The sequence below is a fragment of the Bacillus sp. BB081 genome (genome assembly GCF_008368895.1).
GTDB lineage: Bacteria > Bacillota > Bacilli > Bacillales > Bacillaceae_G > Bacillus_A > Bacillus_A wiedmannii.
In genome coordinates this window covers 22129-47443 of sequence record NZ_QOZX01000035.1, presented here as the reverse complement: position 1 = coordinate 47443, position 25315 = coordinate 22129, and the positions used below count along the sequence as shown (strand labels likewise).

Annotated in this window: 31 protein-coding genes, 1 pseudogene and 1 riboswitch; of the genes and pseudogenes, 25 read left to right on the top strand and 7 right to left on the bottom strand. The window is 35.4% G+C overall.

The annotated features are described in order from the left end of the window. Positions 1 to 13 precede the first annotated feature (13 nt). The 5 genes from DN394_RS16420 (at position 14) to DN394_RS16400 (ending at position 4948) form a co-directional block, all read left to right on the top strand. Entirely contained in the window at positions 14 to 832 is an 819-nt protein-coding gene (locus DN394_RS16420; RefSeq protein WP_149293968.1) for a DUF4430 domain-containing protein, read from the top strand. A 22-nt stretch (positions 833 to 854) separates the two neighbouring features. Beyond that, complete coding sequence (locus DN394_RS16415) at positions 855 to 1733, top strand: energy-coupling factor transporter transmembrane component T (protein WP_149293967.1); 879 nt, start codon at positions 855 to 857, stop codon at positions 1731 to 1733. Then, complete coding sequence (locus tag DN394_RS16410; protein WP_149293966.1) at positions 1706 to 3367, top strand: ABC transporter ATP-binding protein; 1662 nt, start codon at positions 1706 to 1708, stop codon at positions 3365 to 3367. The genes DN394_RS16415 and DN394_RS16410 overlap by 28 nt, the downstream gene beginning before the upstream one ends. Next, complete coding sequence (locus tag DN394_RS16405; RefSeq protein WP_098085476.1) at positions 3340 to 4041, top strand: ECF transporter S component; 702 nt, start codon at positions 3340 to 3342, stop codon at positions 4039 to 4041. The genes DN394_RS16410 and DN394_RS16405 overlap by 28 nt, the downstream gene beginning before the upstream one ends. Positions 4042 to 4225: 184 nt before the next feature. Then, the gene (locus DN394_RS16400; protein WP_046957955.1) at positions 4226 to 4948 is read left to right on the top strand and encodes a YwiC-like family protein; all 723 of its coding nucleotides are present in this window, start codon (positions 4226 to 4228) and stop codon (positions 4946 to 4948) included. A 32-nt stretch (positions 4949 to 4980) separates the two neighbouring features. Here DN394_RS16400 and DN394_RS16395 read toward each other — a convergent pair whose 3' ends face one another. After that, positions 4981 to 5172 (bottom strand): hypothetical protein, encoded by a 192-nt coding sequence (locus DN394_RS16395; RefSeq protein ID WP_000545003.1) that lies wholly within the window; start codon positions 5170 to 5172, stop codon positions 4981 to 4983. Positions 5173 to 5294: 122 nt separating this feature from the next. Further along, a riboswitch (SAM riboswitch) is annotated at positions 5295 to 5393 on the top strand. A 40-nt stretch (positions 5394 to 5433) separates the two neighbouring features. Here DN394_RS16395 and DN394_RS16390 point away from each other — a divergent pair. The 4 genes from DN394_RS16390 to DN394_RS16375 all read left to right on the top strand — a co-directional run bounded on the left by DN394_RS16390 (position 5434) and on the right by DN394_RS16375 (position 7344). Further along, positions 5434 to 5751, top strand: coding sequence for a hypothetical protein (locus DN394_RS16390; protein WP_002096439.1), 318 nt, complete (start codon positions 5434 to 5436; stop codon positions 5749 to 5751). A 254-nt stretch (positions 5752 to 6005) separates the two neighbouring features. Then, complete coding sequence (locus tag DN394_RS16385) at positions 6006 to 6395, top strand: SWIM zinc finger family protein (RefSeq protein WP_046957956.1); 390 nt, start codon at positions 6006 to 6008, stop codon at positions 6393 to 6395. Positions 6396 to 6418: 23 nt separating this feature from the next. Further along, on the top strand, positions 6419 to 6994 hold the full coding sequence (locus DN394_RS16380) for an NAD(P)H-dependent oxidoreductase (protein ID WP_016087070.1): 576 nt from the start codon (positions 6419 to 6421) through the stop codon (positions 6992 to 6994). Further along, a complete protein-coding gene (locus DN394_RS16375) occupies positions 6991 to 7344 on the top strand; it encodes a group-specific protein (protein ID WP_064470909.1) in 354 nt (117 codons plus the stop codon). Before DN394_RS16380 ends, DN394_RS16375 begins: the two co-directional genes overlap by 4 nt. A 40-nt stretch (positions 7345 to 7384) precedes the next feature. On the opposite strand, the gene DN394_RS16370 is transcribed toward DN394_RS16375, so the two are convergent. Then, on the bottom strand, positions 7385 to 8731 hold the full coding sequence (locus DN394_RS16370) for a short-chain fatty acid transporter (RefSeq protein ID WP_098209252.1): 1347 nt from the start codon (positions 8729 to 8731) through the stop codon (positions 7385 to 7387). A gap of 302 nt (positions 8732 to 9033) precedes the next feature. On the opposite strand from DN394_RS16370, the gene DN394_RS29460 reads away from it, so the two are divergent. Next, entirely contained in the window at positions 9034 to 9156 is a 123-nt protein-coding gene (locus tag DN394_RS29460) for a hypothetical protein (protein WP_255258687.1), read from the top strand. A gap of 43 nt (positions 9157 to 9199) precedes the next feature. Beyond that, complete coding sequence (locus tag DN394_RS16365; protein ID WP_080377609.1) at positions 9200 to 9628, top strand: hypothetical protein; 429 nt, start codon at positions 9200 to 9202, stop codon at positions 9626 to 9628. Between the two features lie 92 nt (positions 9629 to 9720). On the opposite strand, the gene DN394_RS16360 is transcribed toward DN394_RS16365, so the two are convergent. Next, positions 9721 to 10263: a transcriptional regulator gene (locus DN394_RS16360; RefSeq protein WP_060487714.1), complete on the bottom strand. Its 543-nt coding sequence runs from the start codon at positions 10261 to 10263 to the stop codon at positions 9721 to 9723. Between the two features lie 122 nt (positions 10264 to 10385). Here DN394_RS16360 and DN394_RS16355 point away from each other — a divergent pair, with 122 nt between their 5' ends. The 3 genes from DN394_RS16355 to DN394_RS16345 are packed head-to-tail and all read left to right on the top strand — an operon-like array spanning position 10386 to position 12312. Beyond that, entirely contained in the window at positions 10386 to 10625 is a 240-nt protein-coding gene (locus tag DN394_RS16355) for a PLD nuclease N-terminal domain-containing protein (RefSeq protein WP_060487713.1), read from the top strand. Then, on the top strand, positions 10622 to 11527 hold the full coding sequence (locus DN394_RS16350) for an ABC transporter ATP-binding protein (RefSeq protein ID WP_098705068.1): 906 nt from the start codon (positions 10622 to 10624) through the stop codon (positions 11525 to 11527). The genes DN394_RS16355 and DN394_RS16350 overlap by 4 nt, the downstream gene beginning before the upstream one ends. Then, a complete protein-coding gene (locus DN394_RS16345) occupies positions 11524 to 12312 on the top strand; it encodes an ABC transporter permease (protein ID WP_098705067.1) in 789 nt (262 codons plus the stop codon). Before DN394_RS16350 ends, DN394_RS16345 begins: the two co-directional genes overlap by 4 nt. Positions 12313 to 12732: 420 nt before the next feature. Here DN394_RS16345 and DN394_RS16340 read toward each other — a convergent pair whose 3' ends face one another. From DN394_RS16340 to DN394_RS16330, 4 genes and pseudogenes are all read right to left on the bottom strand, one after another. Further along, positions 12733 to 13992, bottom strand: coding sequence for a serine hydrolase domain-containing protein (locus DN394_RS16340; protein ID WP_098953989.1), 1260 nt, complete (start codon positions 13990 to 13992; stop codon positions 12733 to 12735). Between the two features lie 24 nt (positions 13993 to 14016). Further along, positions 14017 to 14163 (bottom strand): annotated as a pseudogene (locus DN394_RS29980) (hypothetical protein); the annotation flags it as partial. Beyond that, on the bottom strand, positions 14093 to 15292 hold the full coding sequence (locus DN394_RS16335; RefSeq protein WP_046957969.1) for an MFS transporter: 1200 nt from the start codon (positions 15290 to 15292) through the stop codon (positions 14093 to 14095). The gene DN394_RS16335 and the pseudogene DN394_RS29980, both read right to left, overlap by 71 nt. Positions 15293 to 15307: 15 nt before the next feature. Beyond that, complete coding sequence (locus DN394_RS16330; protein WP_000343678.1) at positions 15308 to 15724, bottom strand: MarR family winged helix-turn-helix transcriptional regulator; 417 nt, start codon at positions 15722 to 15724, stop codon at positions 15308 to 15310. A 174-nt stretch (positions 15725 to 15898) separates the two neighbouring features. Between DN394_RS16330 and phaZ the strand changes: the two genes are divergently transcribed. The 11 genes from phaZ to DN394_RS16265 all read left to right on the top strand — a co-directional run bounded on the left by phaZ (position 15899) and on the right by DN394_RS16265 (position 25049). Then, on the top strand, positions 15899 to 16810 hold the full coding sequence (gene phaZ / locus DN394_RS16325) for an intracellular short-chain-length polyhydroxyalkanoate depolymerase (RefSeq protein ID WP_117584440.1): 912 nt from the start codon (positions 15899 to 15901) through the stop codon (positions 16808 to 16810). Positions 16811 to 16876: 66 nt separating this feature from the next. Next, positions 16877 to 17110, top strand: coding sequence for a hypothetical protein (locus tag DN394_RS16320; RefSeq protein WP_000546484.1), 234 nt, complete (start codon positions 16877 to 16879; stop codon positions 17108 to 17110). 382 nt (positions 17111 to 17492) lie between these two features. Further along, positions 17493 to 18848: an RNA-guided endonuclease TnpB family protein gene (locus tag DN394_RS16310; RefSeq protein WP_098849389.1), complete on the top strand. Its 1356-nt coding sequence runs from the start codon at positions 17493 to 17495 to the stop codon at positions 18846 to 18848. 365 nt (positions 18849 to 19213) lie between these two features. Continuing rightward, positions 19214 to 20410 carry an MFS transporter gene (locus DN394_RS16300; RefSeq protein ID WP_000062791.1) on the top strand — a complete coding sequence of 399 codons (1197 nt, stop codon included), beginning with the start codon at positions 19214 to 19216 and terminating at the stop codon, positions 20408 to 20410. Further along, complete coding sequence (locus DN394_RS16295; protein ID WP_000166302.1) at positions 20394 to 20594, top strand: NETI motif-containing protein; 201 nt, start codon at positions 20394 to 20396, stop codon at positions 20592 to 20594. The genes DN394_RS16300 and DN394_RS16295 overlap by 17 nt, the downstream gene beginning before the upstream one ends. Before the next feature lie 309 nt (positions 20595 to 20903). Continuing rightward, positions 20904 to 21326 carry a hypothetical protein gene (locus DN394_RS16290; RefSeq protein WP_000883452.1) on the top strand — a complete coding sequence of 141 codons (423 nt, stop codon included), beginning with the start codon at positions 20904 to 20906 and terminating at the stop codon, positions 21324 to 21326. A 26-nt stretch (positions 21327 to 21352) separates the two neighbouring features. Further along, positions 21353 to 21658, top strand: coding sequence for a WXG100 family type VII secretion target (locus tag DN394_RS16285; RefSeq protein WP_000014540.1), 306 nt, complete (start codon positions 21353 to 21355; stop codon positions 21656 to 21658). Positions 21659 to 21680: 22 nt separating this feature from the next. After that, positions 21681 to 22400 (top strand): DUF5081 family protein, encoded by a 720-nt coding sequence (locus tag DN394_RS16280; protein WP_098705063.1) that lies wholly within the window; start codon positions 21681 to 21683, stop codon positions 22398 to 22400. After that, positions 22400 to 22726 carry a hypothetical protein gene (locus tag DN394_RS16275; RefSeq protein ID WP_001198194.1) on the top strand — a complete coding sequence of 109 codons (327 nt, stop codon included), beginning with the start codon at positions 22400 to 22402 and terminating at the stop codon, positions 22724 to 22726. Before DN394_RS16280 ends, DN394_RS16275 begins: the two co-directional genes overlap by 1 nt. 32 nt (positions 22727 to 22758) lie before the next feature. Beyond that, positions 22759 to 24564, top strand: coding sequence for an HNH endonuclease (locus tag DN394_RS16270; protein WP_000382756.1), 1806 nt, complete (start codon positions 22759 to 22761; stop codon positions 24562 to 24564). Between the two features lie 17 nt (positions 24565 to 24581). After that, positions 24582 to 25049, top strand: a complete 468-nt coding sequence (locus tag DN394_RS16265) for a DUF2004 domain-containing protein (RefSeq protein ID WP_000700052.1) — start codon at positions 24582 to 24584, stop codon at positions 25047 to 25049. Positions 25050 to 25315 lie beyond the last annotated feature (266 nt).

Below are 25315 nucleotides of genomic sequence, written 5' to 3'. Positions count from 1 at the left end.
GGTGAGAGGCAATATGAGTAAGATGAAATGGTTTATTTCTTTAATGCTTTCACTTGGGCTACTTGCTGGATGTGAAGAGGCAGCTGTAAAGCCTGAGAAGAAAGTAGAACCAAAGCAAGAAGAGGTAGCAAAACAAGAAGAGAAAAAAGATGAAGCGAAACCGGAAGAAAAACCGGAGGAAAAACAAGCTGAACAAGAGAAAAATAAGCAAGACGAACAGAAAGAGAAGCAAGAACAAAAAGTAGAAGAGAAGCCGCAGGTGCAGCCGGAAGTAAAGAAAGAAGAGAAACAACAGGAACAACCGAAAGAACAACCAGCTGTAAATAAGCAACCAGAACAGCAAAAAGCACAAGAAGAGAAACAACAACCGAAAGCGCAAGAAGTAAAAGAAGAAGCGAAGGTTGTGAATCAGCCGAAAGAAACACCGAAGCAGGAGCAAAAAGTTGATCCGAATAAAGAGGAGAAAACGATACCGACTCCGACCGTTCCAAAGCCAGAACCACCAAAACCAGATCCAGTACCAGAACCTAAAGCAAAACAAGTTACGATCTCGGTTAAAGGTAATCAAGGATACTTATTAGGTGCGAAAAAGATGGATGTACAAGAAGGCGATACAGTGTATAAAGTATTGCAGCGTACAGGATTAGATGTTGATGCAATGGGCTCTAAAGATGGAGTTTATGTAAAAGGGATTAATGATTTATATGAAAAAGATGTTACTGCTACTAGTGGATGGAAATATCGTGTGAATGGTGCTTTTCCAAATCATAGTGCTGGTGTAGTAACAGTTAAGCCAGGCGATACAATTGAGTGGGTGTTTGTATTAAAATAAGAAAGGCATTCGGTAAAGGACTATGAAAATAAGTTTTTCTTCTTTACATCCTTTTGTGAATTTTTTCTATTATATCGGGGTGATGATACTATGTATGATGTGTCTTCATCCTCTTTTTTTAATTGGAGCAATACTATTAATCGTCATAATCAATATGATGCAAGGGAATAGCGAAAAGATAAGAAAGATGTTACCGAGCACAATTGTTTTCTTTTTTATGGTCATTTTATTTAATGCATTATTAACGCATAGAGGCCGAACTACATTATTTTGGTTAGGTGATAGCCGTATTAAGCTTGAGGCGATTATGTTCGGACTAGTAATGGGGTTATTATTAGTTGCGATTATGTTTACGTTTGCTTCGTATAATGATATTATTTCAAGTCATAAATTTTTATATTTGTTTTCTAGAATTTCACCGAAAGTAGCATTGTTAACGATGATTACAGTGAGGTTTGTTCCATTGTTTATGAGGCGATTGCAGAAAATAACACTCGTTCAAAAGACAAAAGGTATACAAGTAGATGCAGGTTCAATTGTTGAAAGAGTGAAAAATGGTATGCAATTGCTGCAAGTATTATTAATTTGTTCATTAGAAGATGCGCTGCAAACAGCAGATTCTATGCAAGCGCGTGGGTTTGGTGTAACGAAGCGTACGACATATATTCGGTATAGAATGGAAAGACGAGATTGGTACACGCTCATTTATTTAAGTATTCTATTTATAATTGCTATTATATGTAGCAATTATGGCGGAGGAAAGTTAATCATTTATCCGAAAGTTGAATCTATTCTATTTCAGCAATGCGATGGAATGATGTTTGGAGTATTTACGATGTTTATTAGTCTACCAATTATAATGGAAGGAAGGGAATGGATATGGTGGCGCATGCAGAAATAAACAATTTATCATTTGTATATACTGATGAAAACGAATACGCGTTACAGCATATTTTTCTTTCTATTCAAAAAGGAGAGTTTATTGCACTTGCCGGCGGATCGGGCTCTGGGAAGACGACTTTATTAAAACATTTTAAAAAGGAATTACTTCCAATCGGTAAGCGTACTGGAGATACATATTATGATGGTACTTTATTAGGAAATGTACCTGATTTATTATCTGCACAAGAAATTGGTATGGTATTTCAAAATCCAGAGAATCAGCTCGTAATGGATACGGTCATTCAAGAATTAGCATTTTCTTTAGAAAATATCGGGTTACCATCACAGATTATTCAAAAACGAATAGCAGAGCTTATTAGCTTCTTAGGATTTCAAGATTTATTGCACCAATCTGTTCATACGTTATCTGGCGGGCAAAAGCAGCTCGTCAATTTAGCTGCGGTATTAGTTATGCAGCCGAAATTATTATTATTAGATGAACCGACGGCGCAGTTAGATCCAATTGCTGCGAAAGAGTTTTTAGGATTGTTAAAACGTATTAACGAAGAACTTGGCATTACGATTGTTTTAAGTGAACATCGTTTAGATGAAGTGATACCACTTGCAACACGCGTTATTTGTATGGATAACGGCCGCATCGTTTATGATGGCAGTCCTAAAACGGTTATAGCGAACATGTGGGAAGTAGAAAACTTTCGTCCATTTATTCCGCAAATTCCAAGATTGTTTTTAGAGTGGAATGTAGAAGATATACCATTTACAGTGCGAGAAGCGCAGATGAAACTGAATAACTTTTCAGAGATATCATATGTGAATGAGCCAGTAGCAAAAAGTGAAAAGCGAGAAGTCATTTTAAGTGCAGAGCATATATCTTTTCAATATGAAAAAAATAGTCCACTTATTTTACGAGATTTAACAGTATCGATTGAAAAAGGAAAATGGGTAGCACTCGTTGGGAAAAATGGGACAGGGAAGTCTACACTGTTAACGATTTTAGCGGGATTGCAAAAAGCGAGAAGAGGGAAAGTAAAGTGGAATGGGAAAGTGATACATAAAATTGATTCGAAAGAACGATTTAAAAGGATCGGGTATGTATCACAGCATCCGTATTATCATTTTACATTTGATACAGTGTGGGGGGAAGTGTATGAACGTGCACGTGAATTATACGGAGAACAAGGAAAAGAAATAGCCGAAGATATGCTAAAACAGTTTTGGTTGTATTCGCTTAAAGAACGCCATCCGCATGATTGTAGCGGGGGAGAGCAACAACTACTTGCGTTATGTACAACGTTATTATCAAAGCCAACTTTATTATTACTCGACGAACCGACAAAGGGGTTAGATCCATGGAAGAAAGAAAGAGTAGGAGAGCTATTTAGAAAGCTGCAAAAAGAAGGTACAACAATTGTAATGGCAACGCATGATATTGAGTTTGCAGCGAAATACGTTGATCAATGCATGATGTTATTTGACGGAGCAGTTATTATGAATGATGCACCGAAAGAATTTTTTAGTGGAAACTTCTTTTATACAACATCTATCAATCGATTCATTCGAAAAGAGTTGCCACATGCATTAACGTGGGAGGATGTGTACGAAGCGTGTCCAAACGATATGTTGCATTCATAATATGTATTTTTGCAGTAATAATAGGCACATTACTCTTTACTACACTTATCATGGACGGTTATTACATGTTAAGTAGTTTGTTTTTATTAGTTGTTATTATGTTACCGTTCTATATCCGCTTTGAAAGAAAGGCTTTTGTTTCACGTGAAATTGTGCTCGTTGCTGTGTTAGCGGCAATTGCAGCAGTTAGTCGTGTACCATTTTCTATTTTACCAAGTGTACAACCAACTTCATTTGTCATTATCGTTTCTGCAATTGTGTTTGGAAGTGAAACTGGCTTTATGATCGGTGCTACAGCGGCTATCGTATCTAACATCTTTTTAGGACAAGGTCCGTGGACACCGTGGCAAATGTTTTCGTGGGGTATGATTGGTTTTATAGCTGGATTACTACGTAATACATTTTTAATGAGAAAGCTATGGGGAAGACTTCTATACGGATTGTTTGTTGGATTTTTATTTGGCTGGATTATGAACTTTTGGGGGCTTCTCGGTTTCATACGTGAGGCAACGTGGGAAGCTGTCATTTCGTATTATATCGCAAGTTTTTATTTCGATTTGAGCCATGCGATTTCAAATGTTGTTTTCTTACTATTATTTAGTACGTCTTGGATTACGATTCTTACAAGATTTAAAAAGAAATATGGCATATTAGATAAGCATAACACGGCATAGAAAAGCATACTCATATAAGGTAGGGTCGCGACTTACATATTCGTTTGCCTCTTTCATGCTTCTTACATATTGTAAGGAGCATTTTTTATTGTCAAAAAATAGATTCAATATATACCCGTTATTATATAAATTTATTTGTATAATAGTAGGTGAGAACTATTTTCATAAGGGAGGTGTATAGTTAATGAAGTTAGTTATTCCGAAGCAACATGGTGCATGGGCCATGCTCGTTATACCATTTCTATTAAGTGTCATACTTGGGAAACCTACTATGTATCATATTCCATTGTTTTTAGCTTGGTTCTTTATCTATTTAGCTACGTATCCATTTCTTACGTACATAAAGCAAAAACGAAAAAAAGAGTACTTACATGCTGCAATTGTATATTTTATCATTGCGTTCGTATTTGGAATGATTTCTCTATTATATGAATGGCGCATTCTTTTATTCGTAGTATTCATGATTCCATTATTTATTGTAAATATGTATTACGCTCGTCAAAAAAATGAAAGAGCATTACTAAATGATATTAGTGCGATTATTGTTTTTTGTATTGGCGGTTTAGTTAGTTATTATTTTTCAATGAAACTTATAGATAAAACAGCATTATTTATTGCGCTTATTTCATTTTTATATTTTTTAGGAAGTACATTTTATGTAAAAACGATGATTCGCGAGAAAAATAACCCGAAGTATCGTCTTATATCATGGGGGTATCATATTGTATTAACAGTCATTGTCTTTGCTATCAATCCGTGGTGTTCTCTTATTTTTATACCGAGTGTCATTCGAGCAATTATGTTATATGGCAAAAAAATTTCTATTATAAAAGTAGGGGTTTTAGAAATTGCTAATTCTGTATATTTTTTAATTATAACGGTAATAATTATGAAGTATGCCATTTGAAAAAACTTCCCACCTTATGATGGGAAGTTTTTTCAATCTTGTTCTAAAATATGAACCGTGTAATCACAGCGTTGAATAGCTTGTTCGATCGCATAAAGTGATTGTTCAATACGAGCGCGATTAAAATCTTTTTCAACAGTCTGTAGCGCTTCTTCTAAACAATGTTTTGCTTCTTGTAATGATTGAAAAGAATTTTGGACATATCCGCGAGCATTTTCGTGCATTTCATAATCCTCCTTGCATATTTATATATGTATAGTATGAACAGTAAGGCACAAAATATAATTTGTTATATTTGTTTGACAATTAGAATGAAATTACGTATAGTAAGAATTAAGTGAATATTTTCTTATCCAGAGAGGTGGAGGGACTGGCCCGATGAAACCCAGCAACCGCGATGCAGGTGCTAATTCCAGCAGAACATATTTGTTCTGGGAGATAAGACGAAGATATATACGTAACTTCTTCTTATCGGAGAGGTTTTTTTGTTGCAAAAAAACCGATTACGAAAATTTATATTAAGAAGAAAGGGGTTGCGAAGTACTGTGACACTCGAAAAATACGTAAAACTGCGTAGTACAGTTTATGAATATATGATAGAGCAAGATAAGCCAATATCATTGTTAGATATTCAAGAACATATCGTTTCGCATCATGAAGGAAAATTCACGAAAAAGATGTTACATCAATTTTATTTATCAAGACTATTAGATGAACTGAAACTGGATGGGAAAATTACATTAGCTGATGAATATCTCTATACTGAAAAAGGGGTATTTTATAAGGCGGGAAAAGGGAGCTAAGCTCTCTTTTTTTTGAAGTATGTAGAGTAAAAGACTGCTTAAGCAGCCTGATACAAGGGAATGGTGTTGAGTGTGTAGTGTCAAAGATTGAATGTGCCTGAAAGAGGCACTTCATATCGGCTGCAAATGAAAAGAGACACCTCCGCCGAATAGGTGTCAGTCGTTTTGTCATATAGACTTGCTATTTGACAGTTATTAGAATAACATGCAGGGGTTGTGGAAGTCAAAAGGGAATTAAAGGAAGAGGTGTTGTTATGTACGCTTATTTAATAAAAGAACTATATACGCATATTCCGAAATATATTATTGATAGAGGATATGAATATTATGAAGAAGGACATGTAGAAGATGTTGAAATACATAATAATAAAGTATTTGCGTTTGTGACTGGTAATGCAGGGAATTATGAAGTAGTGATTGAACTGGAGGATTTTTCGGAAAGTAGCTGTGAATGTCCATATGAAAACTATTGTAAGCATATGGCGGCAGTTGTTTATGATATTCAAGGTGCTGGTGAAAGTACGGTAAAAGAGAAACTGAAAGATTTAGAAAAGGAAGAGTTACTTACAGTATTAAATCGTTTATTACAAAGTTCGAAAAACGTACAAATTGTAGAGAAGATGTTAAAGAAGGGGACACTTTAACTTATAGAGGGAGTTGTTTTGTAGTGAATGTACTAATTGTATACGCTCATCCTAGTCCTTCCAGTTTTAATGCGGCGATATTAAAGCATGTGCAAAAAGGGTTACAAGAAACAAATCATTCGGTTACGGTACTTGATTTATATAAGGAACAATTTGATCCAGTCCTTGTATTTAATGAAGAGAAGAAAAGACGTGATTTAGTAAATGAGGAAGAGACAGCGCGATATAGAAAATTAGTGGAAGAGGCAGATACGCTTCTCTTCATCTATCCGATATGGTGGTGGGGGATGCCTGCTATTTTAAAAGGATTTATTGATCGCATTTTCGTAGCTGGATTTGCTTATAAATATGAAGGTGCCCTGCCGAAAGGATTATTGAACGGAAAGAAAGCGTGGGTTATTAATACGTTGGACTCGCCTTTATGGTACGTCGCATTATTATACCGATCAGCAGATTGGATTATGATGAAGAGAGGCGTTTTACGTTTTTGCGGTATTCGCGATATAAAACGGTCAGTTTTCCAATCAGTGAAAACGAGTAAACTAGAGAAGCGGGAAAAATGGTTAGTACAAATAGAAGAAAAGGCTCGTACATTATGAATGAAATCGATCGTATTCTAAACTGTTGTGGGTATGATAAAGAACTTTTGCGAACGTATATTACATGTTTACTTCAATTGAAAAAATGTAGCGAAACATTTCAACAAATGACGATTCAATTAAGAAATGATTATCTAATAAGAGGGATTTGTGAAAGAGAAGTTGATGAGGTGGTAAGAGGAAGTAAAGAATATGAAACATATTTTCTTCCTAAAGCGTTACAGTGGAATTTCCTTAAGAAAAATCCACATTTAATTGAAAAAGTATGTGAAGACTTTTTTGCATTTGAGGCATTACATCTTACGGATATAGAGTGGGAGACCGTGATAAATTGCACGGGAAATAAGTGATTTATTGTGTAAAAAAGCTAGTATAAAACTAGCTTTTCGTTTAAATAAATAAGAAACATAGACTAATGATGAATCCTGCATATAGTAAGTTCACAACGCAAAATCCCATAATATCACGAGCGCCTAAACCAGCTATCGCTAATGCCGGTAATGCCCAGAAAGGTTGAATTAAATTCGTCCAAGCATCACCCCACGCAATTGCCATTGCTGTTTTTGCAGCAGGGACACCAAGTTCAGCACCAGCTGGAATCATAATGGGTGCTTGCACAGCCCATTGACCGCCGCCAGACGGAACGAAAATATTAACGATGCCAGCACTTAAAAAAGTAAAGAGCGGGAAAGTCGTTTCGTTTGAAATGCTAATAAAGAAATTCGAAATAGCTCCTCCAAGTGAAAGTCCTTCACTATTAGCTCCAATCATCATTCCCATAATTCCTGCATAAAACGGAAATTGAAGTAAAATACCACAAGCACTTTTCGTAGAATCTGAAAAAGCGCGAATATATTGAATCGGCGTACGGTGGAAAATAAGTCCAGCAATTAATAACATAAAAATAACGATGTCTAGCGTAAGGTTAAAACCTTTCGTATAAAAGTAATTGAAAATATAAATGAGACCTAACAATCCAACGCAAAGTGTAATAATGATACTATTTTCCATTTTTTCAGCGAACGTATTGTTCCCTACTTCTTGAGCGGCAGCTTCTTCATGGAATACGCTAGGATCTACCGTTATCGTATGTTTTTCATCTGGATGCATCGCTTTATTAATGAGAGGCATCGTAACGAGAAAAATAATAACTGGAACGAGTGCGTATGGTGAGAATAGCGTTTCTGTTATTGGAATCGCTTCTTTTATACTTCCAGCTGTCGTTTTAATTAATGTTTCGCCGCCAGTTGCTAACGTAAGAGGAATAGAAGCAGAAAGCCCCGCATGCCAAATGAGAAATCCAGAGTAAGAAGAAGCGATGGCTAGTCTATAATCCAATCCTTCGAGCTGCCTTGCCACTTCTTTTGCATATAAAACAGATACAACAATACCAAATCCCCAGTTTATGTATGCTCCTAGTAAACTTACGATTGAAATGGCAATAATACCTTGTCCATTCGTTTTCGGTAGTTTCGCAGCTTTCGTTAATCCTTTTTTAATGAGGGGAGCATTTGCTAAAGCAGATCCTGTTACGAGTACAAGTGCCATTTGCATAGAAAAGGCGAGTAGCCCCCAAATGCCATTACCCCAGTGATTAATCATTTCCACAGGTGTTTGGTGCGTTGCAAACATGCCGAAGAAGATAACAAAAACAGTTAATAAACATGATAAAATAAACGGTTCTGGCAAGAAACGTTGCACTAAGGCGACGCAACCATTAGTAAAAGAACGAAACAAAATAGATCAACCTCCTTATGTATGTTTATTACAATTATTCGAGGTTGATTTGGGAATGACCTTTTAAAAATAGAAAATTCAGATATTTTAGATGGTTTTCATTTATAGTTCGGCTATTATACGAAGTTGGATAGAGAAAATAAGAGCCTGTAAATTTTAAATGTTAGAGTTAGTGAGTGTGTTATTATGACACGTCAACGTCGAACTATTACAACCAAAATTAATATTGCCTTGAAATAATATTAATTGTAAAATAGTGGTCAATGCTCTTAATTTTAGCAAAAAATAAAAGGGGTGATGTAATGAACAAAATGAAATTGTTTAGTGGATCTTCTTTAACGATGGCTATGTTGAGTACTTCAGCTTTTCCAACTTCTGTAGTTACAAATCATAAGATAATACAAAGAGAACTTAGTGTGTACTAATGGGTGGTAATAGATTTATGAAAAAAAATGTGGAATAATCATATTGGTTTTGTTTTTTATTTTGAGTGCTTGTTCTAGTAATAATACTTTTAAACAAGCAGATATTGAAAAGGGAATAGTATATGAATTACTTTCTAAAAATACAAATACGAACACTGAAATATCTTATAAAATAAAAATGACGAATAATACCGATTATGTTATTGCGCAAAATAATGTTATGTTTTCATTTCCTAAATCCCCAACAAAATCTGGTCAAACAACTAATCCATTTAAAGTGTTAGCTAAAGGTAATACTTTAAATATTAAACCTGGGGATAGTGTTGTTTTGGAAGTATCATTTTCTCCTGATTTTTATTCTGAATTTAAGAATACAGAAGTGACTAAAGCGAATTTGTATATAACGGGTTATATCGATAAATTAGCTGATGAAAATCATTTTGATTTTATTAAAAGTATTAATTTAGATTGAAAAAGTGAGCTATTTAACATGTTAGTGTTAAATAGCTCACTTTTATTTAGAAGAATGCACTAAGTTAGACAGGCAAAATGGGGGTATGTAGTTCACGTTTCTGGAATAATTGTAATAGCAACGGTCCGAACCGAAGCCTCTATTTCATCATTACTTTGGCTATTGTAGTATTTAATCATTAATTCGTTAAGTTCGCTTTGAAACTTTCCAAAGTGTTCTTCATCTAGCTTTAATTCTACTACAGAAAAAGTAGCCTTATCTTCTTGACTGTTTTGTTCCTCTAATTTTTTTAGGTAACTTTGATATTGTGTCATAAGTGATAATTGGTAATAGGAAATGTAATTTAACTTTTCCTCATCACATAATCCTTTCCACTCACTTCCTTCAATTTTTGCATCTTCTTCATTGATTGCGTAATATTTTTCAGAAACAGATTTTACCTTTTTTTCTTTAATTACATGGACGATACCAGAATCAACCATAGTTTGTAGCTGTCTATATAGTGTTGCTTGTGGTACATTTTTAATGATTTTTACCATTTCTAATGGTGTTAGCCCATCTTCTTTATTTCTCATTAACACTTGGCAAATTTTCATTCTTACCGGATGCATTAAGATTTCAACTTTATTACTCATTATATCACCTTATGTATTGTTTTTTATTCTCATTATAAATAATGAGAATAATGATTGCAATCCATCCGTTTTTATTTTATCATTATCAATAATGATAATGAGATTTGAAAGGAGTGATGACAATGAAAATACATTATGGATTGAATGATCTTAAAGACATTGATATTATGGCTTTTTTACCCATTATATTTCCAGTTATTGCAGTGGGGGCACTTTTAGTTTTAATTGCATTCATTGATTTATATCGTCATAGGAAAACAAGAAAAAATGTACTTGTATGGACGTTAATTATCCTTTTCGTTAATATATTGGGACCTATTTTGTACTTTGTTATAGGAAGAAAGGACAGTGAGAAATTATGAAATTAGAGATTAAAAATGTAACAAAATCATTTAAAGGAAAAATTGCTGTCAATAATTTCTCGATGGAACTGCAAGCGGGGGAATGCGTCGGATTAATTGGACCAAACGGAGCAGGGAAATCCACATTAATAAAAGTAATTTCGGATATTACTAATCCAACTGCTGGTGAAGTTTTATTGAATGGGATAAAAATATCAAAAATGAAAAGAGAAATTGGTTATCTACCTCAATATCCTAATTTTTTTCATTGGATGACGGCGCGAGAAACGCTTACGTTTATGGGCCAACTTTCGGGATTGAAAAAAGAAGAATTGTCAAAGTCAATTCCAAAAATGTTGGAGAAAGTTGGACTAAAGGGCGAAGAAAATGCAAAGGTGAGTACCTTTTCTGGAGGAATGAAACAAAGACTCGGTATTGCACAAGCATTACTGCATAAACCAGCGCTTATTGTCATGGATGAACCAGTATCTGCATTAGATCCAATCGGTAGAAGGGAAGTATTAAATCTCATTGAAGAAATAAAAAAAGATACGACCATTTTATTATCAACCCATATATTAAGTGATGCAGAAGAAATCTGTGAACGATTTGTCATGATTAAAGATGGAACAAAGATAGAAGATACAACAATTACTGAGCTTTTGCACCGCAATGGCGAAAATAAATTAATCATTGAAATCACAGCTAAAGATCGAGAGTGGATTGATGTTGTAAAAAAGTTGCCCTATGTGAAGGACGTAGAAGTAATTGGGCTTAAAATCAAAGTGAAGGTTGAAAGTATCGAAATAAACAAAAATATGTTACTGCAAAATGCACTCGAACATAAAGTGGACATCGTTAAATTTGAAATAAACAACGATACTTTAGAAGAAATTTTCTTGAAATTGGTGGTGCAAAAATGAATAATCTAATGGTATTGATAAAAAAAGAATGTGTTCAAATGTTACGTGATTTTAAGGTGATTTGGCTACCAATTGTTTTTATATTTTTAGGGGCAACACAACCAATAGTAACGCATTACTTACCATCAATTTTGGGGGCATTAGGTGGAGGTCAGGGAATTACCATCGATCCGAGTATGACAGCACAAAAAGGAGGTGAAGTACTGGCGAGTACTTTGGGATCCCAGTTTGATCAGCTGGGACTTATGATTCTAGTGATTTCTATGATGGGTGCTATTCAAACAGATAAAGCCAATGGTATGTTGGCTTTTATTTTAACAAGGCCCGTTACTGTTACTTCATATGTAGGTGGGAAAATAGTGTCCAACTATTTACTGGTAGCTTGTAGTGTAACAATTGGATACGTTACTTCTTATCTATATGTAAATTATCTTTTTACTGCTGTTCCATTTGCACACCTAATTACCGGATTACTATTTTATTTAATTTGGGTTCTTTTTATCGTATCTTTCACAACGATGATAAGTGCTATTTTTCACAGTCAAGGTATTATTGCGCTAATTTCAATTGCTTTTCTTTTAGCTTGCAGAATAATCGTCGGTTTGATTCCAATAGTAGATCAGGTTAATCCAGCTAGTATGAGTAAACATGCAATGGAAACGTTAGTCACAGGGGTAGTAAATTCAAACGCAATAATTAATGGATTACTAACTATAGTTTGGATTTTATTGACACTCTTCGTAACAAATTATTGGATTGCTAATAAAAAGTTTAATGATGAATAACTTTGATGAGGATAGTGGCTTCAAATAAAACACCTTAATAAGAAAAAGCTTCCACTACTGTGGAAGCTTCTCTAACTGAAAGTGTTGGAAGTACTACGAGAACAGTGGTGCCTTATGAATAAGGGACAATAAAAAAATTCTGGATGCAAGAGGATTTTTTTATTGGGAATAGTAAGGATGAGGGGAGGTGCATTACATATGGGAAAAGGTAGAAGTAATAATGCTGGTAAAAAGCAACCAAATTTCGATGATTCATCTAATTTCGCTAAACAAAGTCAACCGACAGAAAAGAAGAAGAAATAAAAAAAGGAGCTCTCTTTATCAAGAGAGCTCCTTTTTTAGATATATTGATGTTTCAACACAACAGATCGTGTGTTCAATCAAATAGTCATACATGTAAGGTTTAAACTCCTGCTTCCACTACTGTGGAAGCTTCTCTAAATGATGTGCAATATCAATATACATATTTGAGTAAACTGAATGGATGTCATTACTTGGTGTAGCGTTAGAAGAGAAATGGACAATGACCATATTCGCTTTCGGATCGATGTAAAGTGTTTGTCCGTAACTACCTAACACTTCAAAAGCACCTTGTTCATTGTGCGGAATCCACCATTGATTATGATAAGAAATGGAAGCTCCAGGGCCAACTGCAAGTTCACCTTCTTGGACATTTTTTATATCTTCAGTAATAGAAGAAGGGAGAATTTGTTTTCCGTTATATTCCCCGTTATTTAATAATAATTGTCCGAATCTCGCCATATCTCTAGCAGTTGCATTTAAACCAGCGCTAGCTTGTTCAACTTTTGTTTCATCTGTTACGTAATACGCGTTTTCTTCCATACCAATTTGAGACCATATGCGCTCGCTAACATTTTCAGCTAATGATTTCCCAGTGATAGTTCGAATAATCCAAGCGAGTGTTTCTGCTGATCCGTTATCATAAGAAAAATCGGAACCAGGCGGTGCAGTTTCTTCTGCTTCTCGTAACATATCATAAATTTTCATCGGACCGTCGTAGTTTTTACCTCTAGGTAAAATATTGCTCGCTAAATATAGTTGTGCATCTTGATTTTCTAACGCTGGATGTTCGTATCCGTGAGTAGGATATTCTACAGAAACTTGCATGTCCATTAATTGCTGAAGTGTGGCATTACCGAACGGTGTATTTTTTAATTCTTTTATATATGCGTCAGCTGTTTTTTCTAAGTCAATACGATTTTCTTCAGCGAGAGATTGTATAATTGCACCGGTAAAAACTTTTGCTAATGATGCCATGCCATGAGGTTCACTTTCGTTATATCCATTGAAATATCGTTCATAAACAAGTTGTCCATTATGTACAACGACAAAAGCATCCGTTTTATTATCGTCTAAAAGTTTTTTTAGAGGAGTTGTATGTCCAAATCTACGCTCCACAGCAAAATCGTCTAAGTTTTGCGATGCGGTAGAGAAGTGGGAAACGTGATCCGGGTTATTATTTACCTCGTTAATTAAAGTGAATTCTTTCATATGTGTGTACGACCAACGTAAGTAAGGATCATCTAACCAATTTTTCTTCGTCACGTTATTTTTCGATGGGATTGTTTTATTATGTTTGAAGTATGTAAAACCGAGCCCTGTAATTACAAATATAAATGTGATTATGAGTAAGAGTAGGGGAGATTTTTTAAGTTTCATATCGGTCCCTCCTTTTTATTTCTATTATAAGTATACGCTTCTATTGAAATAAATACAAAATAAGGAAAGTAAACGGGGAAGTTTACTTTCCTTATTCGTGTTAAGCGGAAACTTTTCCGTCCGTATGCTGTTTCTTGAATTTTTGTTTTCGTCCGTGTAATCCATAATATAGAAGTAAAGTGAAGGCAACGATAATAGCTGCGATAAAATACATATTATGGTAACTTGATTTCGCTGCGACGATACCTAAAATGAAAGAACCAAAGCCAATACCACTATCAAAGAATGAGAAGTAAGTAGCTGTCGCAGAACCACGTCGGTGGTTTGGAGCGGCAGAAATCGCAATCGTTTGGAAGCTAGGAATTAATGTCCCGTAGCCTAAACCGATTAGCATACCTGCGCCAAGGAACCAAAATGAAGTCTGTGCTTGACTTAAAATGAACATCCCAATTGTGAAAATAATGATAGCTGGGTAAACAAGTACATTTTCACCGAAGCGATCAAAAATCTTACCTGTAAATGGACGAGAAATTACAACAACAAGTGCGTATAAAATAAAGAAGTAACTAGCAATGTCAGCTAAACCGAGCTCTTTTGCATAAATAGGAATAAAGGATAAAATGCCACTATAAGAAAAGGCTAAAACAAATCCTGTAAGAGCGATCGGAATAGAAGATGGTTCAAGTAAGTCTTTCCATTTCATTTTTTCTTGTCTTTGTTTCTTTATTGGTGCTTCATGCGGAATATTTACAAGTAGTCCTAATAAAAATGCAAGTAATGAAAATACGGAACAAACGATAAATAATACAGTAAATGAAAAATGAGAAATAATTGTTAAACCTAAAAAAGGACCAATTACCATCGGCAGACTCATGAATACGCCGAAATAGGCAAGTGCTTCGCCGCGTCTATGAGCTGGCGCAACATCTGTGACAATCGTACCTGTTGCAGTTGTTGCCATACCGAACCCAATACCATGTAAGAAGCGAAGGGAAAGTAATAAAAATAAACTTTGCGCACCGAAATACATAACAGTAGCGGCTAAAAATAATGAAAGTGAAATAAATAATATTTTCTTTCTTCCTAAATCATCGAGCCATTTTCCTGTAAATGGTCGACATAAAACAGATGAAATAAGAAATACAGTTGCAACTAAACCGATTTCCTCAGGTTTTCCTTTTAGGTTGTCTATAACGTAGACAGGCAAAGTAGTCATAAGCATATAAAATGTTAAGAAGAGAAATAGACTACTAAAACAAGTTCCGAGGAAATCCTTCGTCCAAAGTTTCTCACTTTGCATCGTCATCCCTCCAATTTAATCTAAATTTTTAATAATTTGTTGTAACACTTGAAATGCTTGATGTAACTCATCTTCGTTAATATCTTCTAGCGTCTTTTCTTCAAAAGTATCAACTTCTTCTTGCCATACCGGAATCATTTTTATCGCTGTTTCTGATAAAGAAATAAGCTTTTCACGGCGATCTTTTCCTTCTGTACGAATAATCCATCCCATCGTTTCCATACGTGTTAACGTACGAGTCATCGTTGGTGATTCAACATTTAAATACTGACATAATTCTGTTTGCGTACAAGAACCAGTTTGATTGATGCGGAAAATAACAGCCCATTGCGCACTAAATAACCCAGTTGGAGATACGCGTTCATTAAATTTCTTTGTGAATTTTCGAGAAGTCTGGCTGACAATGTGAAAAAAATGTTGTTTTTCGTCCATGTATTTTGATCCTTTCAAATTAGTTACCTAGCTAACTATATACTTTTTCATTATAATTGTCTAGTAATAGACATGTTGATTTATGTAAAAAATTCGTATAGGTTTTATGTTGCGAACATATATTCTGTATGCTATTCTTTAAGTAAGTAAAGAATTTTCTTTCTATTAAATAGAATGGGGGAACTTGTGATGATTAAGCCTGCAACAATGGAGTTTGTTTCACTATCGAATGGAGAAACGATTGCGTATCAGGAAGTTGGAAGGCAAAATGCAGAAATTCTTGTACTCATTCACGGAAACATGACATCGTCACAACATTGGGATTTAGTAATTGAAAAGCTGCAAGATCAATACCATATTTACGCTCTTGATTTAAGAGGATTTGGCCAATCAACGTATAATCAATCGATAGATTCATTACAAGACTTTGCGGTTGATGTAAAACTATTTATTGATCAATTAAAACTAGAGAAATTTTCATTAATGGGCTGGTCAATGGGCGGTGGTGTTGCGATGCAATTTACAGCGAATCATCCAACGTTTGTCGAAAAGTTAATTTTAGTAGAATCAGTGGGCATGAAGGGATATCCAATTTTTAAAAAAGATATTAACGGGCAGCCGATCGTATCAAGTTTAGTAAAGACGAAAGAAGAGATCGCACAAGATCCCGTACAAATTGCTCCAGTACTAGACGCGATAAAAAGTATGAATAAATTATATTACCGTACAATATGGAATTTATTAATATATACACATAATCAACCTGAACCGGATCGTTACGAAAAGTATTTAGATGATATGTTAACACAGCGTAATTTCGTAGATGTAAATTATGCGCTCATTACATTTAATATTTCGGATGAACATAACGGGGTTGTAGAGGGGAATAAGCAAATGCATCGTATTAAAGCGCCGACACTCGTCATACAAGGTGACAGAGATTACGTCGTACCGCAAGTAGTCGGTGAGGAATTAGCAAAACATTTGCCGAATGCAGAGTTGAAAGTGTTAGAGGATTGCGGTCATTCGCCGTTTATTGATTGTTTAGATGTATTTATAAAACATGTTGAGGATTGGTTAGAATAGAAAGAATCCCCAAAATGATAAGTATTGCATATACTATAACATTGTAGGTAAAAGGGGAGATTATCCATGCATCATCCGTTCTTAATAGCGCATTCGCCATATAATCATCACTTATATACAAAAATAATGATAGCTCCGATGTATATGCAAGTTTCACCAGCTGTAGTTCCTTTACAAATGCAATACCCGCAGCCACCAATTGCTCATGCACAGCAATACGTGTATGAAACTGCTTTTTATAAACATCCGTATTTTAAGCAATTCCATAACAATGTGAAAGCGCAAGTATGGGAAGGATAATAAGCTAAAAGAATCATTCTTTTAGCTTATTTTTTATCCTTTTCGGTAATTCATCTCCATCTGATTTGTGTCATGGGTGAAACCCAACAATTCAGGTGGAGATGAATTGCCGTCAGAAGGTAGGCTGCACGCTTTTGTTTCGTTCATTACAATTTTCCCAGGGCAAATATTTGTTTCTTTTTGTCTTGCGATATAATCTTCCCTTAGATAAGGAAGGAATATATTGTAAGATAACGAAATTGGATAATAATAATCATTTTGTTACTTGAGTCAATAGGAATTGCGATGAAGACCATGTCACATTTTGTTCCGTTTTGTTTAAAATATTGATTTTTCAAAAGAAATAATTTTAATGCACTCTCTAAGAAAGGTGGTGAAAACAATGGCTAGAAAGAAAGCGGTGAAAGTATTACGTAAACAAAAGAAAAGAGAAAAAATACAACGATTCACTCAAAAACAAAATATTGGACGAGCTTGCTTGACTGCAAAAGAATTTCGTTTACTGCAACGCATGTCACATAGTTCAAAAGCATTGCGAAATGTTGGATTGTACACAATTAAACAAAGTTATTTGAATCATAACAAGATGGCTACTGTAAATGAAGTGGACACCGCCATGCAAGCCGATATGAATTACTCAGGTATTCAATCAAACTCTGTTCAAGCGATTCGTAGAGCCTTATTTACAGAAGTGAAGAGCTTTTTTAAAGCATTGGAACAGTGGAAGAAAAATCCCGAAACCTTCACAGGGCGTCCTAAGTTTCCGAACTATTCTCCTTCAACGGACAAACGAATCATTGAAATCTATCAAGTTCCAAAAGTGGATGAGAACGGATATTGGATCATTCCGATGAGTGTGGCATTCAGGAAAAAATTCGGTTCCATTAAAATACGTATGCCTAAAAATGTAAGAAATAAAAAAATCTCCTACATTGAGATTGTACCGAAGCAAAAAGGTCGGTTCTTTGAGGTGCATTATACATATGAAATGCACGTTTCTCAAATGAAGAAACAATCAGCGACCACTAGTAACGCTTTGAGTTGCGATTTAGGTGTAGACAGATTAGTAAGTTGCGTGACAAATACAGGTGATGCATTTTTAATCGATGGAAAAAAATTAAAATCCATTAACCAGTACTTCAACAAAATGATATGTAATCTGCAACAGAAAAATATGGAGAATGGAATTTCCAAACGTGTTGTAACGAATAAAGTCGCTGCAATTTGGCATAAACGAGAACGACAAATAAACGGTTACATTTCACAAACGGTAGGATTGTTGTTCAAAAAAGTGAAAGCATTCGATATAGATACTATTGTCGTAGGGTATAACACGGGTTGGAAACAAAAATCTGATATGGGAAAAAAGAATAATCAAACATTTGTTCAAATCCCATTTCACAAACTGATTGCGGCAATTGAGAATAAGTGTGTAAAAGAAGGTATCCGATTTTTAAAACAAGAAGAAAGCTATACTTCAAAAGCTAGTTTTCTTGATAAAGATCCGGTTCCAGTTTGGTCTAAGGATGATAGGACGCATTATCGCTTTAGTGGCAAACGAATCACTCGTGGTCTGTACCAAAGTAAAGCAGGAACATGTATCCATGCTGATATTAATGGTGCACTGAATACATTGCAAAAATCAAGAGTTGTAGAATTGGATGACAATCTTAAAGTGAAAACGCCGATTCTATTAGAAGTGCAAAAACGTAAGGCTGTTGCTTCGCGCATAGCTTAGTGGGTGCGTCAACCATCCATGTGTACTCGACTTGTCGGGGCTTGTAGCAAACGCTGGGTTCATCTGAGTGGTGGCTTCTTCCACAAGGGAGAACTGCTCTTTTTCTGAAAGGGTGGTGCAAGTGGGAAAACAATGTTCGTTGCCAGTACCAACCAAAAATAGACTTTGGGGTGTTACCGTAAGGTGGCATGAATGCTAGAGCGTCAAACTGTCTAGCGATAGACGAAAAGACCTAGCATTCTAACTCAAGCCCCCACTGAAATGTTTCATCTCAGTGGGGGGAGTTGACTGCGAATATTCGTACACGCATTTGAAGAAACAGTTTATAATGAGAAGTGGACAGCGTGAGAAGGAGAGGGAAGAGGATGTCAATGCGTTTTACATTTTGGATTATGGTTGGGATTGTAGCAATCTCGGGTTTGTCGCAAGGGATGCTCTTACCAGCCATTGCAATGATTTTTGAACAAGAAGGGGTTAGTTCAAGTATTAATGGTATTCATGCAACGGCATTATACATTGGGATATTAGTTATTTCACCGTTTCTTGAAAAACCGATGCAAAAGTTTGGAATGAAGCCAATTATCGTCATTGGTGGGTTTCTCGTTATTATTTCATTATTCTTTTTTACACAAACCTTTTCATTTTGGGTATGGTTCGTACTTAGATTTCTAGTTGGAGTCGGAGATCATATGCTTCATGTCGGAACACAAACATGGATTACGACAACATCAGACCCAAGTAAAATAGGTAGACAAGTATCGATATACGGTGTATTCTTCGGAATTGGTTTTGCCGTCGGCCCGTATTTAGCAAGCACTGTGCAGTATGGTCTTGCAACGCCGTTTATTATATCTACTATACTTTGTTTAATAGGTTGGCTCCTATTACTTCCAACGAAAAATGCATTCCCAGCGCAAGATGAAAGAGAAGTGAAGAGCGAATCATCATTTTCTCGTTATAAACAAGTTGTTGGATTAGGATGGATTGCGCTACTGGGACCACTTGCATATGGCGTACTGGAAGCAATGTTAAACAGTAACTTACCAGTATACGCGCTTCGTAAAGGATGGTCTGTTTCAGAAATATCCTTCTTATTACCAGCATTTGCAGTTGGGGGCATTATTACACAAATTCCGCTCGGTATATTGAGTGATAAATATGGAAGGGACCGTATTTTAACGTGGACGTTCAGCATAAGTACGGGTATTTTCTTGCTGGCAGCCGTATTTGATCAATATTATTGGATCGTCTTTGCCTGCATGTTGTTAGCGGGTATGGTCATTGGATCGTGCTTCTCTTTAGGGCTTGGATTTATGACAGATTTATTACCGAGACACTTATTGCCAGCAGGTAATATATTATCTGGAATCGCCTTTAGTTTAGGAAGTATACTGGGACCTGTATTAGGAGGCGTATTTATAGAAAAAATACAGTATACAAGCTTTTTTATTGCGGTTATGATTATAATAGGAATTCTCGCAATGGTATATATGATCTACATGAAGAATCAATTCGCATCAAGAAAAATAGAAAGTAGGTTAGGGCATGACAAAACAACCTAATAAAAAGAAATTTGAAGTACTTGAAAATGAAACAATTACAGACTGTTTAGCGCGCATGGAACAAGAAGGATACGCACCGTCTCGTCGTATGGAAGAGCCAATCTTTCATGAAGTGAAGAAAGATGGCAAAACAGAAGTTGAACCGTGCGGTAGAAAAATTGTTTTTGAAGGGAAATTGAAGTAATACAAATAGCAAATTCTCTTTATAGTATAGAGCCACCCAATTCATTTGAGTTGGGTGGCTTTTTTTTATACTGACCAATGAAAGACTAGGCTAAACGATCTTCATTTGTAAAGGTAGTATGGAGAGGAATTAACTACATAAAATTGAAGAAAAATGCGAAACCTTTTTATAAAATATGGAAATGTTAAAACCCCTTTGATAAAATAGCAATATGTAAAAATAATTATTTATAAATTCTCAATGTAATGAATATTCATGTTTAAATATACGAATTTAACTACATAGTTATTGTAATAAAGGGGGAGAAAGATGTTAGATGAATTGTATAATGCTTTTTTAAATGCATCGGGTTTTACAGAAAGCGCGAGGAAACGAGACCAGTATGATAAATTACATGATTATTTGAAAGATCAAGAAAGAGAGTTAAAACGATTCATTCAAGAGGCTGAATCAGCGAAAAGAGATTATGAGAGTAAAAGTAATGGTTTAGAAGCTAATAAAATTCCGGCAGTTGAATTTGAACAAAAACGTCATGAAAAGGATGAAGACTTAAATACAGTATTATCCTATTTTAAAAGTGAATTAAGCAATGTTGGATCTGCGATAGGTACAGCTTATGCAAAGTATTTGGAATATAAAGCGAAAGCAGAAGCGGAGAAAGCGTCAGCATACGCTGCCGCGACCAGAGCTTTCGAAGAAAAGAAAAAGGAAATTGAAAAACTTATCCATTAAGTATACAAAGAATGGAGGGAATCCACATGAGTGGCAAAGAGGTTGAAATTATAGGAAGTAACACTGCAAGTGCCATTTCTTACGCACAAAACATAGAGAACGGCATGAAAGATTCTTTAAATCAAGCGAAAAACTTAAAAGCATACGTTACATGTGCGAAATGGAATGGAAAAACGAGAGATGCCTTTTTAAGTTATCTTGATTTAATCATTCAATATAACTCAGAAATGGTAGAGGCATTTGAAGGACATACGAAAGCTTTGAAAGAGTTAGAGAAAAGTATTCAAACGTATGGCGATATATCGGAAGTAAGGGCGATAAAAAAATTGTGATGGAGAAATGAGGAATAAAAGAATGGGGAAAGAAATGATTTTTGCACCTGCTGAATTATATGTTCTCGCAGGTGCAGCTGGGGTTACCGATATATTTGGATTGCCAAACCGTGACGTAATTATTTTACTTGATGAAGAATGTGTCACGAAAGCAACTACGAGTTTAAAAGAAAAAGGCTTACTTACAAATGAAAACGGAATTACCCCTGCAGCTTTTCAAATGATTGAGCTATTAAAAGAATATGAAAATTGTCATGAATACACGAGAATGAATAATGTATTAATTGGATTTTTGAAAGAGGATAAAGACCGAGTGGCTGTATTAACGGAAATAGAGCCAAATAAAAAATACGAGATCGACTACATACCAAAGCCAGACGTATATTTTTCCTTATTAACACGCATCCCTTTCTTATTGAGAGAACCGAGGGAAATAGAAGATACATTTTTCTCAAAGAGAATGACAGAGGCAGAACAACAAACATTTGAGGAAAAAGATTTATCAAATAAAGATGTTATAGCGATAGAAACGTATACGAGGCCTCGGAGTAATAGAGGAGGAAAATGGGAATGTTTCTTATATTTCACTGAAGGAGAAGATTTCGTTCAAATTGATGTAGAACGTAATCAATATGACTGGGTGAGTCTCTATGCGGTAAATAAGAAATTGTATGACGTGTTAAAAATGCCGTATAAAAAATTAATTGACCCGAGACAATTTTCGTTAGGAGGTATTGAATAATGCAAGTATCAATGGGAGATGGTGGTTCTGGTGGTGGAGAAGAAGTATTAGTTAATTTTCAAGAACTACTTGATATAGTAATGAAATTAGAAGATATATATAAAATCCATGTAGACGTCATTGGAACGAATATTGAGAGTTTATTAAGCAGTGATTTTTATCAAAAAGGTGAAGCGATGAGAGTAATTGAAAAATATCCTGATATATTACACAAAACACTTGAATTTGCTCAACACTATTCTAGGTCGGCGACACTTGTAAGGAACGCATGTGTAGAAATGCTTGAAAAGGACGAACAATTACGTGAAATATTAAGTAAGTTGTAGAAATCACCATACGGCTGGGGGATGAAAACGAAATGGATGTGAAATATAGACCTGAACCATGGCAAAACATGGGAGATGGTATGAATCGAATTACAAAAGATACACTCATAAAATTACGGCACGCAAATGAATTATTGAAAAAAATTGATGGAAGAATACGAGATTTAGACTCAGATGGTAGTATACATTTTAACCCAAAAGATCAATCGCAAAAAATCGGGGAATTACTCGAGAGCTATTCGACATTACAAAAATATTGCGGAGAAGCAGGGCGATTGGTCTCTGAACATATAGATAAACCTTTTTTAGTAGAAATGGATAAATTCGCTCAAAAAATGAGAGATACATCTATTCTCAGTTTCAAAACAGATAACCGAATTGGCTCCACAACAACGACAGTATTACCAGATGCGCATGCAGGGTACGGAAGTGTACCACAAACAATAAAAACAAAAAAAGATAAAATAACAATAGAAGATATTTTTAAAGATTCACCTGCATTTGATAACGTACTGAGAGAGGAATACAAAGAACTAAAAAAACAAAATCCGGATGCAAAACTAAATTATGAAGAATACAAGAAAGTAGTCCCATCCACACGAGGATTTGAATACAAATCGATAGAAGATGAACAGAAAAAACTAGAAATGGTGCGAGACATAGGAATAGGCGTAGGAATCATCATCACAACAATCCTTTGTCCACCACTCGGGGCCGCTGCCGCAGTAGTATACGGAGGTGTACAAATAAAAAGCGGTATCGACGGAGAAGACTGGGGAACACATAGGAAATTGAGCCAAGAAGAGCGGGTAGGAAACATCATTTTTGGCGGATTAGATGCCATCCCAGTTGTTGGAGCAGTAGGAAAAGGAGTAAAAGCATTCAAAGGCACGAGTGAATTAGCTGATTTAGCGAAATTATTAAAATTCAAAGAAGGAATGCCTGGTTTTAATCCAAATTTGGGTAAAAATGTGGTACAATCGCTTAAGGAAAATAATCTATTAAAAAATTTAAAAATACAAGGCTGGAAAACCGTAGATAAGATTAATGATGCGGACTATTTCATTAAAGGTCTAGTAGCAAAAGGTGTGGACGAAACAACCGCCTTCATTAGAGGTGAAGAAGTATTACTTGATGGAAGCGTACGTAGATACGGTGGAACGAACTTCAGTGAAAGCGTAAAAGAAGCCCATGATGCCTCAAAGGCGAGTATTCAGAGTAGGATCTCGAATTTGGAGAGTGGTGGGGTTAAGGGTACTGGTAATAGAGAGGCTGAAGTTCCACCAGCCTTCAAGCAAGAGGAATTTGCCAGTACATATGAATCAAGATTCAAGCAAACACCCGCAGAAACGAATTCAAATGTCGTTTTTGAAGGGGTTAGAGGTGAGTCTTTATGTACCCTAAAACCACCACCAGATCCTACGTTACAGAAAATCTTAAATGAAGCTGGTATTAATGGAATTGAGTATAAAAATGGAGTTCCTGATTTTTCACCAGTAGCAAAAGCGCAATTTGAAATTGAATACATGTTAGGCGGGACCGGCAAGCACGGAACAAAAGCTAGAACTATTAATTTTAAACAAGCAGATCAAAAGTTGGCTGAACAGCTTAACAATTCACCAGAGTTGGCAAGCAAATTTGGAATGACTCCTGGGAAAATTAAAGCGGGAGACATTGCAGATTATCGAGAAGAATACAAGTTAACGTGGCACGAATTAAATGATGTGAAGACTATCCAACTTGTACCATCAGAAATAAATGGCAAATTTGGGCATCTTGGCGGCGTAGGAGAGATAAATGCAGGAGCGTTTAAGCCAGGGGAATTTGCCAATAAATAGAAAGGGGAAAATTTAAAATGAAAATAAATGATGAAGTTTTTGGTGAGCTTGAATATGATTATGTCTGGAGTAGAGATACTACCATTGAGTTTTGCGGCAAAGAAGCCGATATTGCTTTGATGATAGATGGTGAAGAAGATGGTGAATTTAGTGAAAAACAGTATGCTTCGTATAATTCTTTAATACAAAATTGGGGGCATCTTCAACAAAGTATTTTGCAACCAATTTTAGATTATTACAAGCAAAAACGACATGAGCTTGGGTATGATGTTTCATATAATGAAAATTATCCTTTAATTGAAACGATTGATCAGCTTCTTGAAAGGATCAGGCTAGTGGGGATTTATGTCCCATCTGCTAGACGCTTTGAAGGCAGATATATTGGACTAACATTTGACTGTACATGGGACATGGAAAATGGGTTAGGTATTCGTCTAATAAATGAAGAAGTAGCTAGGGTAGGATACCAAGATGTTGCAATTTAAGCATTACTATTTGTTATAAATACACATAACAGAGTATGAAAAATTAGTTCGTTTTGGAAGTTAATGAAAAAACAGTAGAGATAGGTACTAGAAATCTCTGCTGTTTTTTTATGCAAATGGAAAAATTAATCTTGAAGGTTATTCCTATCGTACATACCATTGAGGTCTTTTCCTAAAGATATTGAATTTGTAAATCCATCTGATAAGGGTACGGGTGAAGTTAATAGGCTTATTCCCAGTACTCCCGGAAAGGTGACAGGAGGAAG

Excerpts from the sequence above, each read along its gene's own strand:
- DN394_RS16285 (WP_000014540.1), top strand. The coding sequence starts at position 21,353 with ATGAGTGGCAAAGAGGTTGAAATTATAGGAAGTAACACTGCAAGTGCC.
- DN394_RS16410 (WP_149293966.1), top strand. The coding sequence starts at position 1,706 with ATGGATATGGTGGCGCATGCAGAAATAAACAATTTATCATTTGTATAT.
- DN394_RS16355 (WP_060487713.1), top strand. The coding sequence starts at position 10,386 with ATGAAAATACATTATGGATTGAATGATCTTAAAGACATTGATATTATG.
- DN394_RS16290 (WP_000883452.1), top strand. The coding sequence starts at position 20,904 with ATGTTAGATGAATTGTATAATGCTTTTTTAAATGCATCGGGTTTTACA.
- DN394_RS16385 (WP_046957956.1), top strand. The coding sequence starts at position 6,006 with ATGTACGCTTATTTAATAAAAGAACTATATACGCATATTCCGAAATAT.
- DN394_RS16345 (WP_098705067.1), top strand. The coding sequence starts at position 11,524 with ATGAATAATCTAATGGTATTGATAAAAAAAGAATGTGTTCAAATGTTA.
- DN394_RS16265 (WP_000700052.1), top strand. The coding sequence starts at position 24,582 with ATGAAAATAAATGATGAAGTTTTTGGTGAGCTTGAATATGATTATGTC.
- DN394_RS16415 (WP_149293967.1), top strand. The coding sequence starts at position 855 with ATGAAAATAAGTTTTTCTTCTTTACATCCTTTTGTGAATTTTTTCTAT.
- DN394_RS16275 (WP_001198194.1), top strand. The coding sequence starts at position 22,400 with ATGCAAGTATCAATGGGAGATGGTGGTTCTGGTGGTGGAGAAGAAGTA.
- DN394_RS16340 (WP_098953989.1), bottom strand. The coding sequence starts at position 13,992 with ATGAAACTTAAAAAATCTCCCCTACTCTTACTCATAATCACATTTATA.
- DN394_RS16295 (WP_000166302.1), top strand. The coding sequence starts at position 20,394 with ATGACAAAACAACCTAATAAAAAGAAATTTGAAGTACTTGAAAATGAA.
- DN394_RS29460 (WP_255258687.1), top strand. The coding sequence starts at position 9,034 with ATGAACAAAATGAAATTGTTTAGTGGATCTTCTTTAACGATGGCTATG.
- DN394_RS16350 (WP_098705068.1), top strand. The coding sequence starts at position 10,622 with ATGAAATTAGAGATTAAAAATGTAACAAAATCATTTAAAGGAAAAATT.
- DN394_RS16335 (WP_046957969.1), bottom strand. The coding sequence starts at position 15,292 with ATGCAAAGTGAGAAACTTTGGACGAAGGATTTCCTCGGAACTTGTTTT.
- DN394_RS16280 (WP_098705063.1), top strand. The coding sequence starts at position 21,681 with ATGGGGAAAGAAATGATTTTTGCACCTGCTGAATTATATGTTCTCGCA.
- DN394_RS16360 (WP_060487714.1), bottom strand. The coding sequence starts at position 10,263 with ATGAGTAATAAAGTTGAAATCTTAATGCATCCGGTAAGAATGAAAATT.
- DN394_RS16330 (WP_000343678.1), bottom strand. The coding sequence starts at position 15,724 with ATGGACGAAAAACAACATTTTTTTCACATTGTCAGCCAGACTTCTCGA.
- DN394_RS16270 (WP_000382756.1), top strand. The coding sequence starts at position 22,759 with ATGGATGTGAAATATAGACCTGAACCATGGCAAAACATGGGAGATGGT.
- DN394_RS16300 (WP_000062791.1), top strand. The coding sequence starts at position 19,214 with ATGTCAATGCGTTTTACATTTTGGATTATGGTTGGGATTGTAGCAATC.
- DN394_RS16310 (WP_098849389.1), top strand. The coding sequence starts at position 17,493 with ATGGCTAGAAAGAAAGCGGTGAAAGTATTACGTAAACAAAAGAAAAGA.
- DN394_RS16395 (WP_000545003.1), bottom strand. The coding sequence starts at position 5,172 with ATGCACGAAAATGCTCGCGGATATGTCCAAAATTCTTTTCAATCATTA.
- DN394_RS16375 (WP_064470909.1), top strand. The coding sequence starts at position 6,991 with ATGAATGAAATCGATCGTATTCTAAACTGTTGTGGGTATGATAAAGAA.
- DN394_RS16420 (WP_149293968.1), top strand. The coding sequence starts at position 14 with ATGAGTAAGATGAAATGGTTTATTTCTTTAATGCTTTCACTTGGGCTA.
- phaZ (WP_117584440.1), top strand. The coding sequence starts at position 15,899 with ATGGGGGAACTTGTGATGATTAAGCCTGCAACAATGGAGTTTGTTTCA.
- DN394_RS16400 (WP_046957955.1), top strand. The coding sequence starts at position 4,226 with ATGAAGTTAGTTATTCCGAAGCAACATGGTGCATGGGCCATGCTCGTT.
- DN394_RS16320 (WP_000546484.1), top strand. The coding sequence starts at position 16,877 with ATGCATCATCCGTTCTTAATAGCGCATTCGCCATATAATCATCACTTA.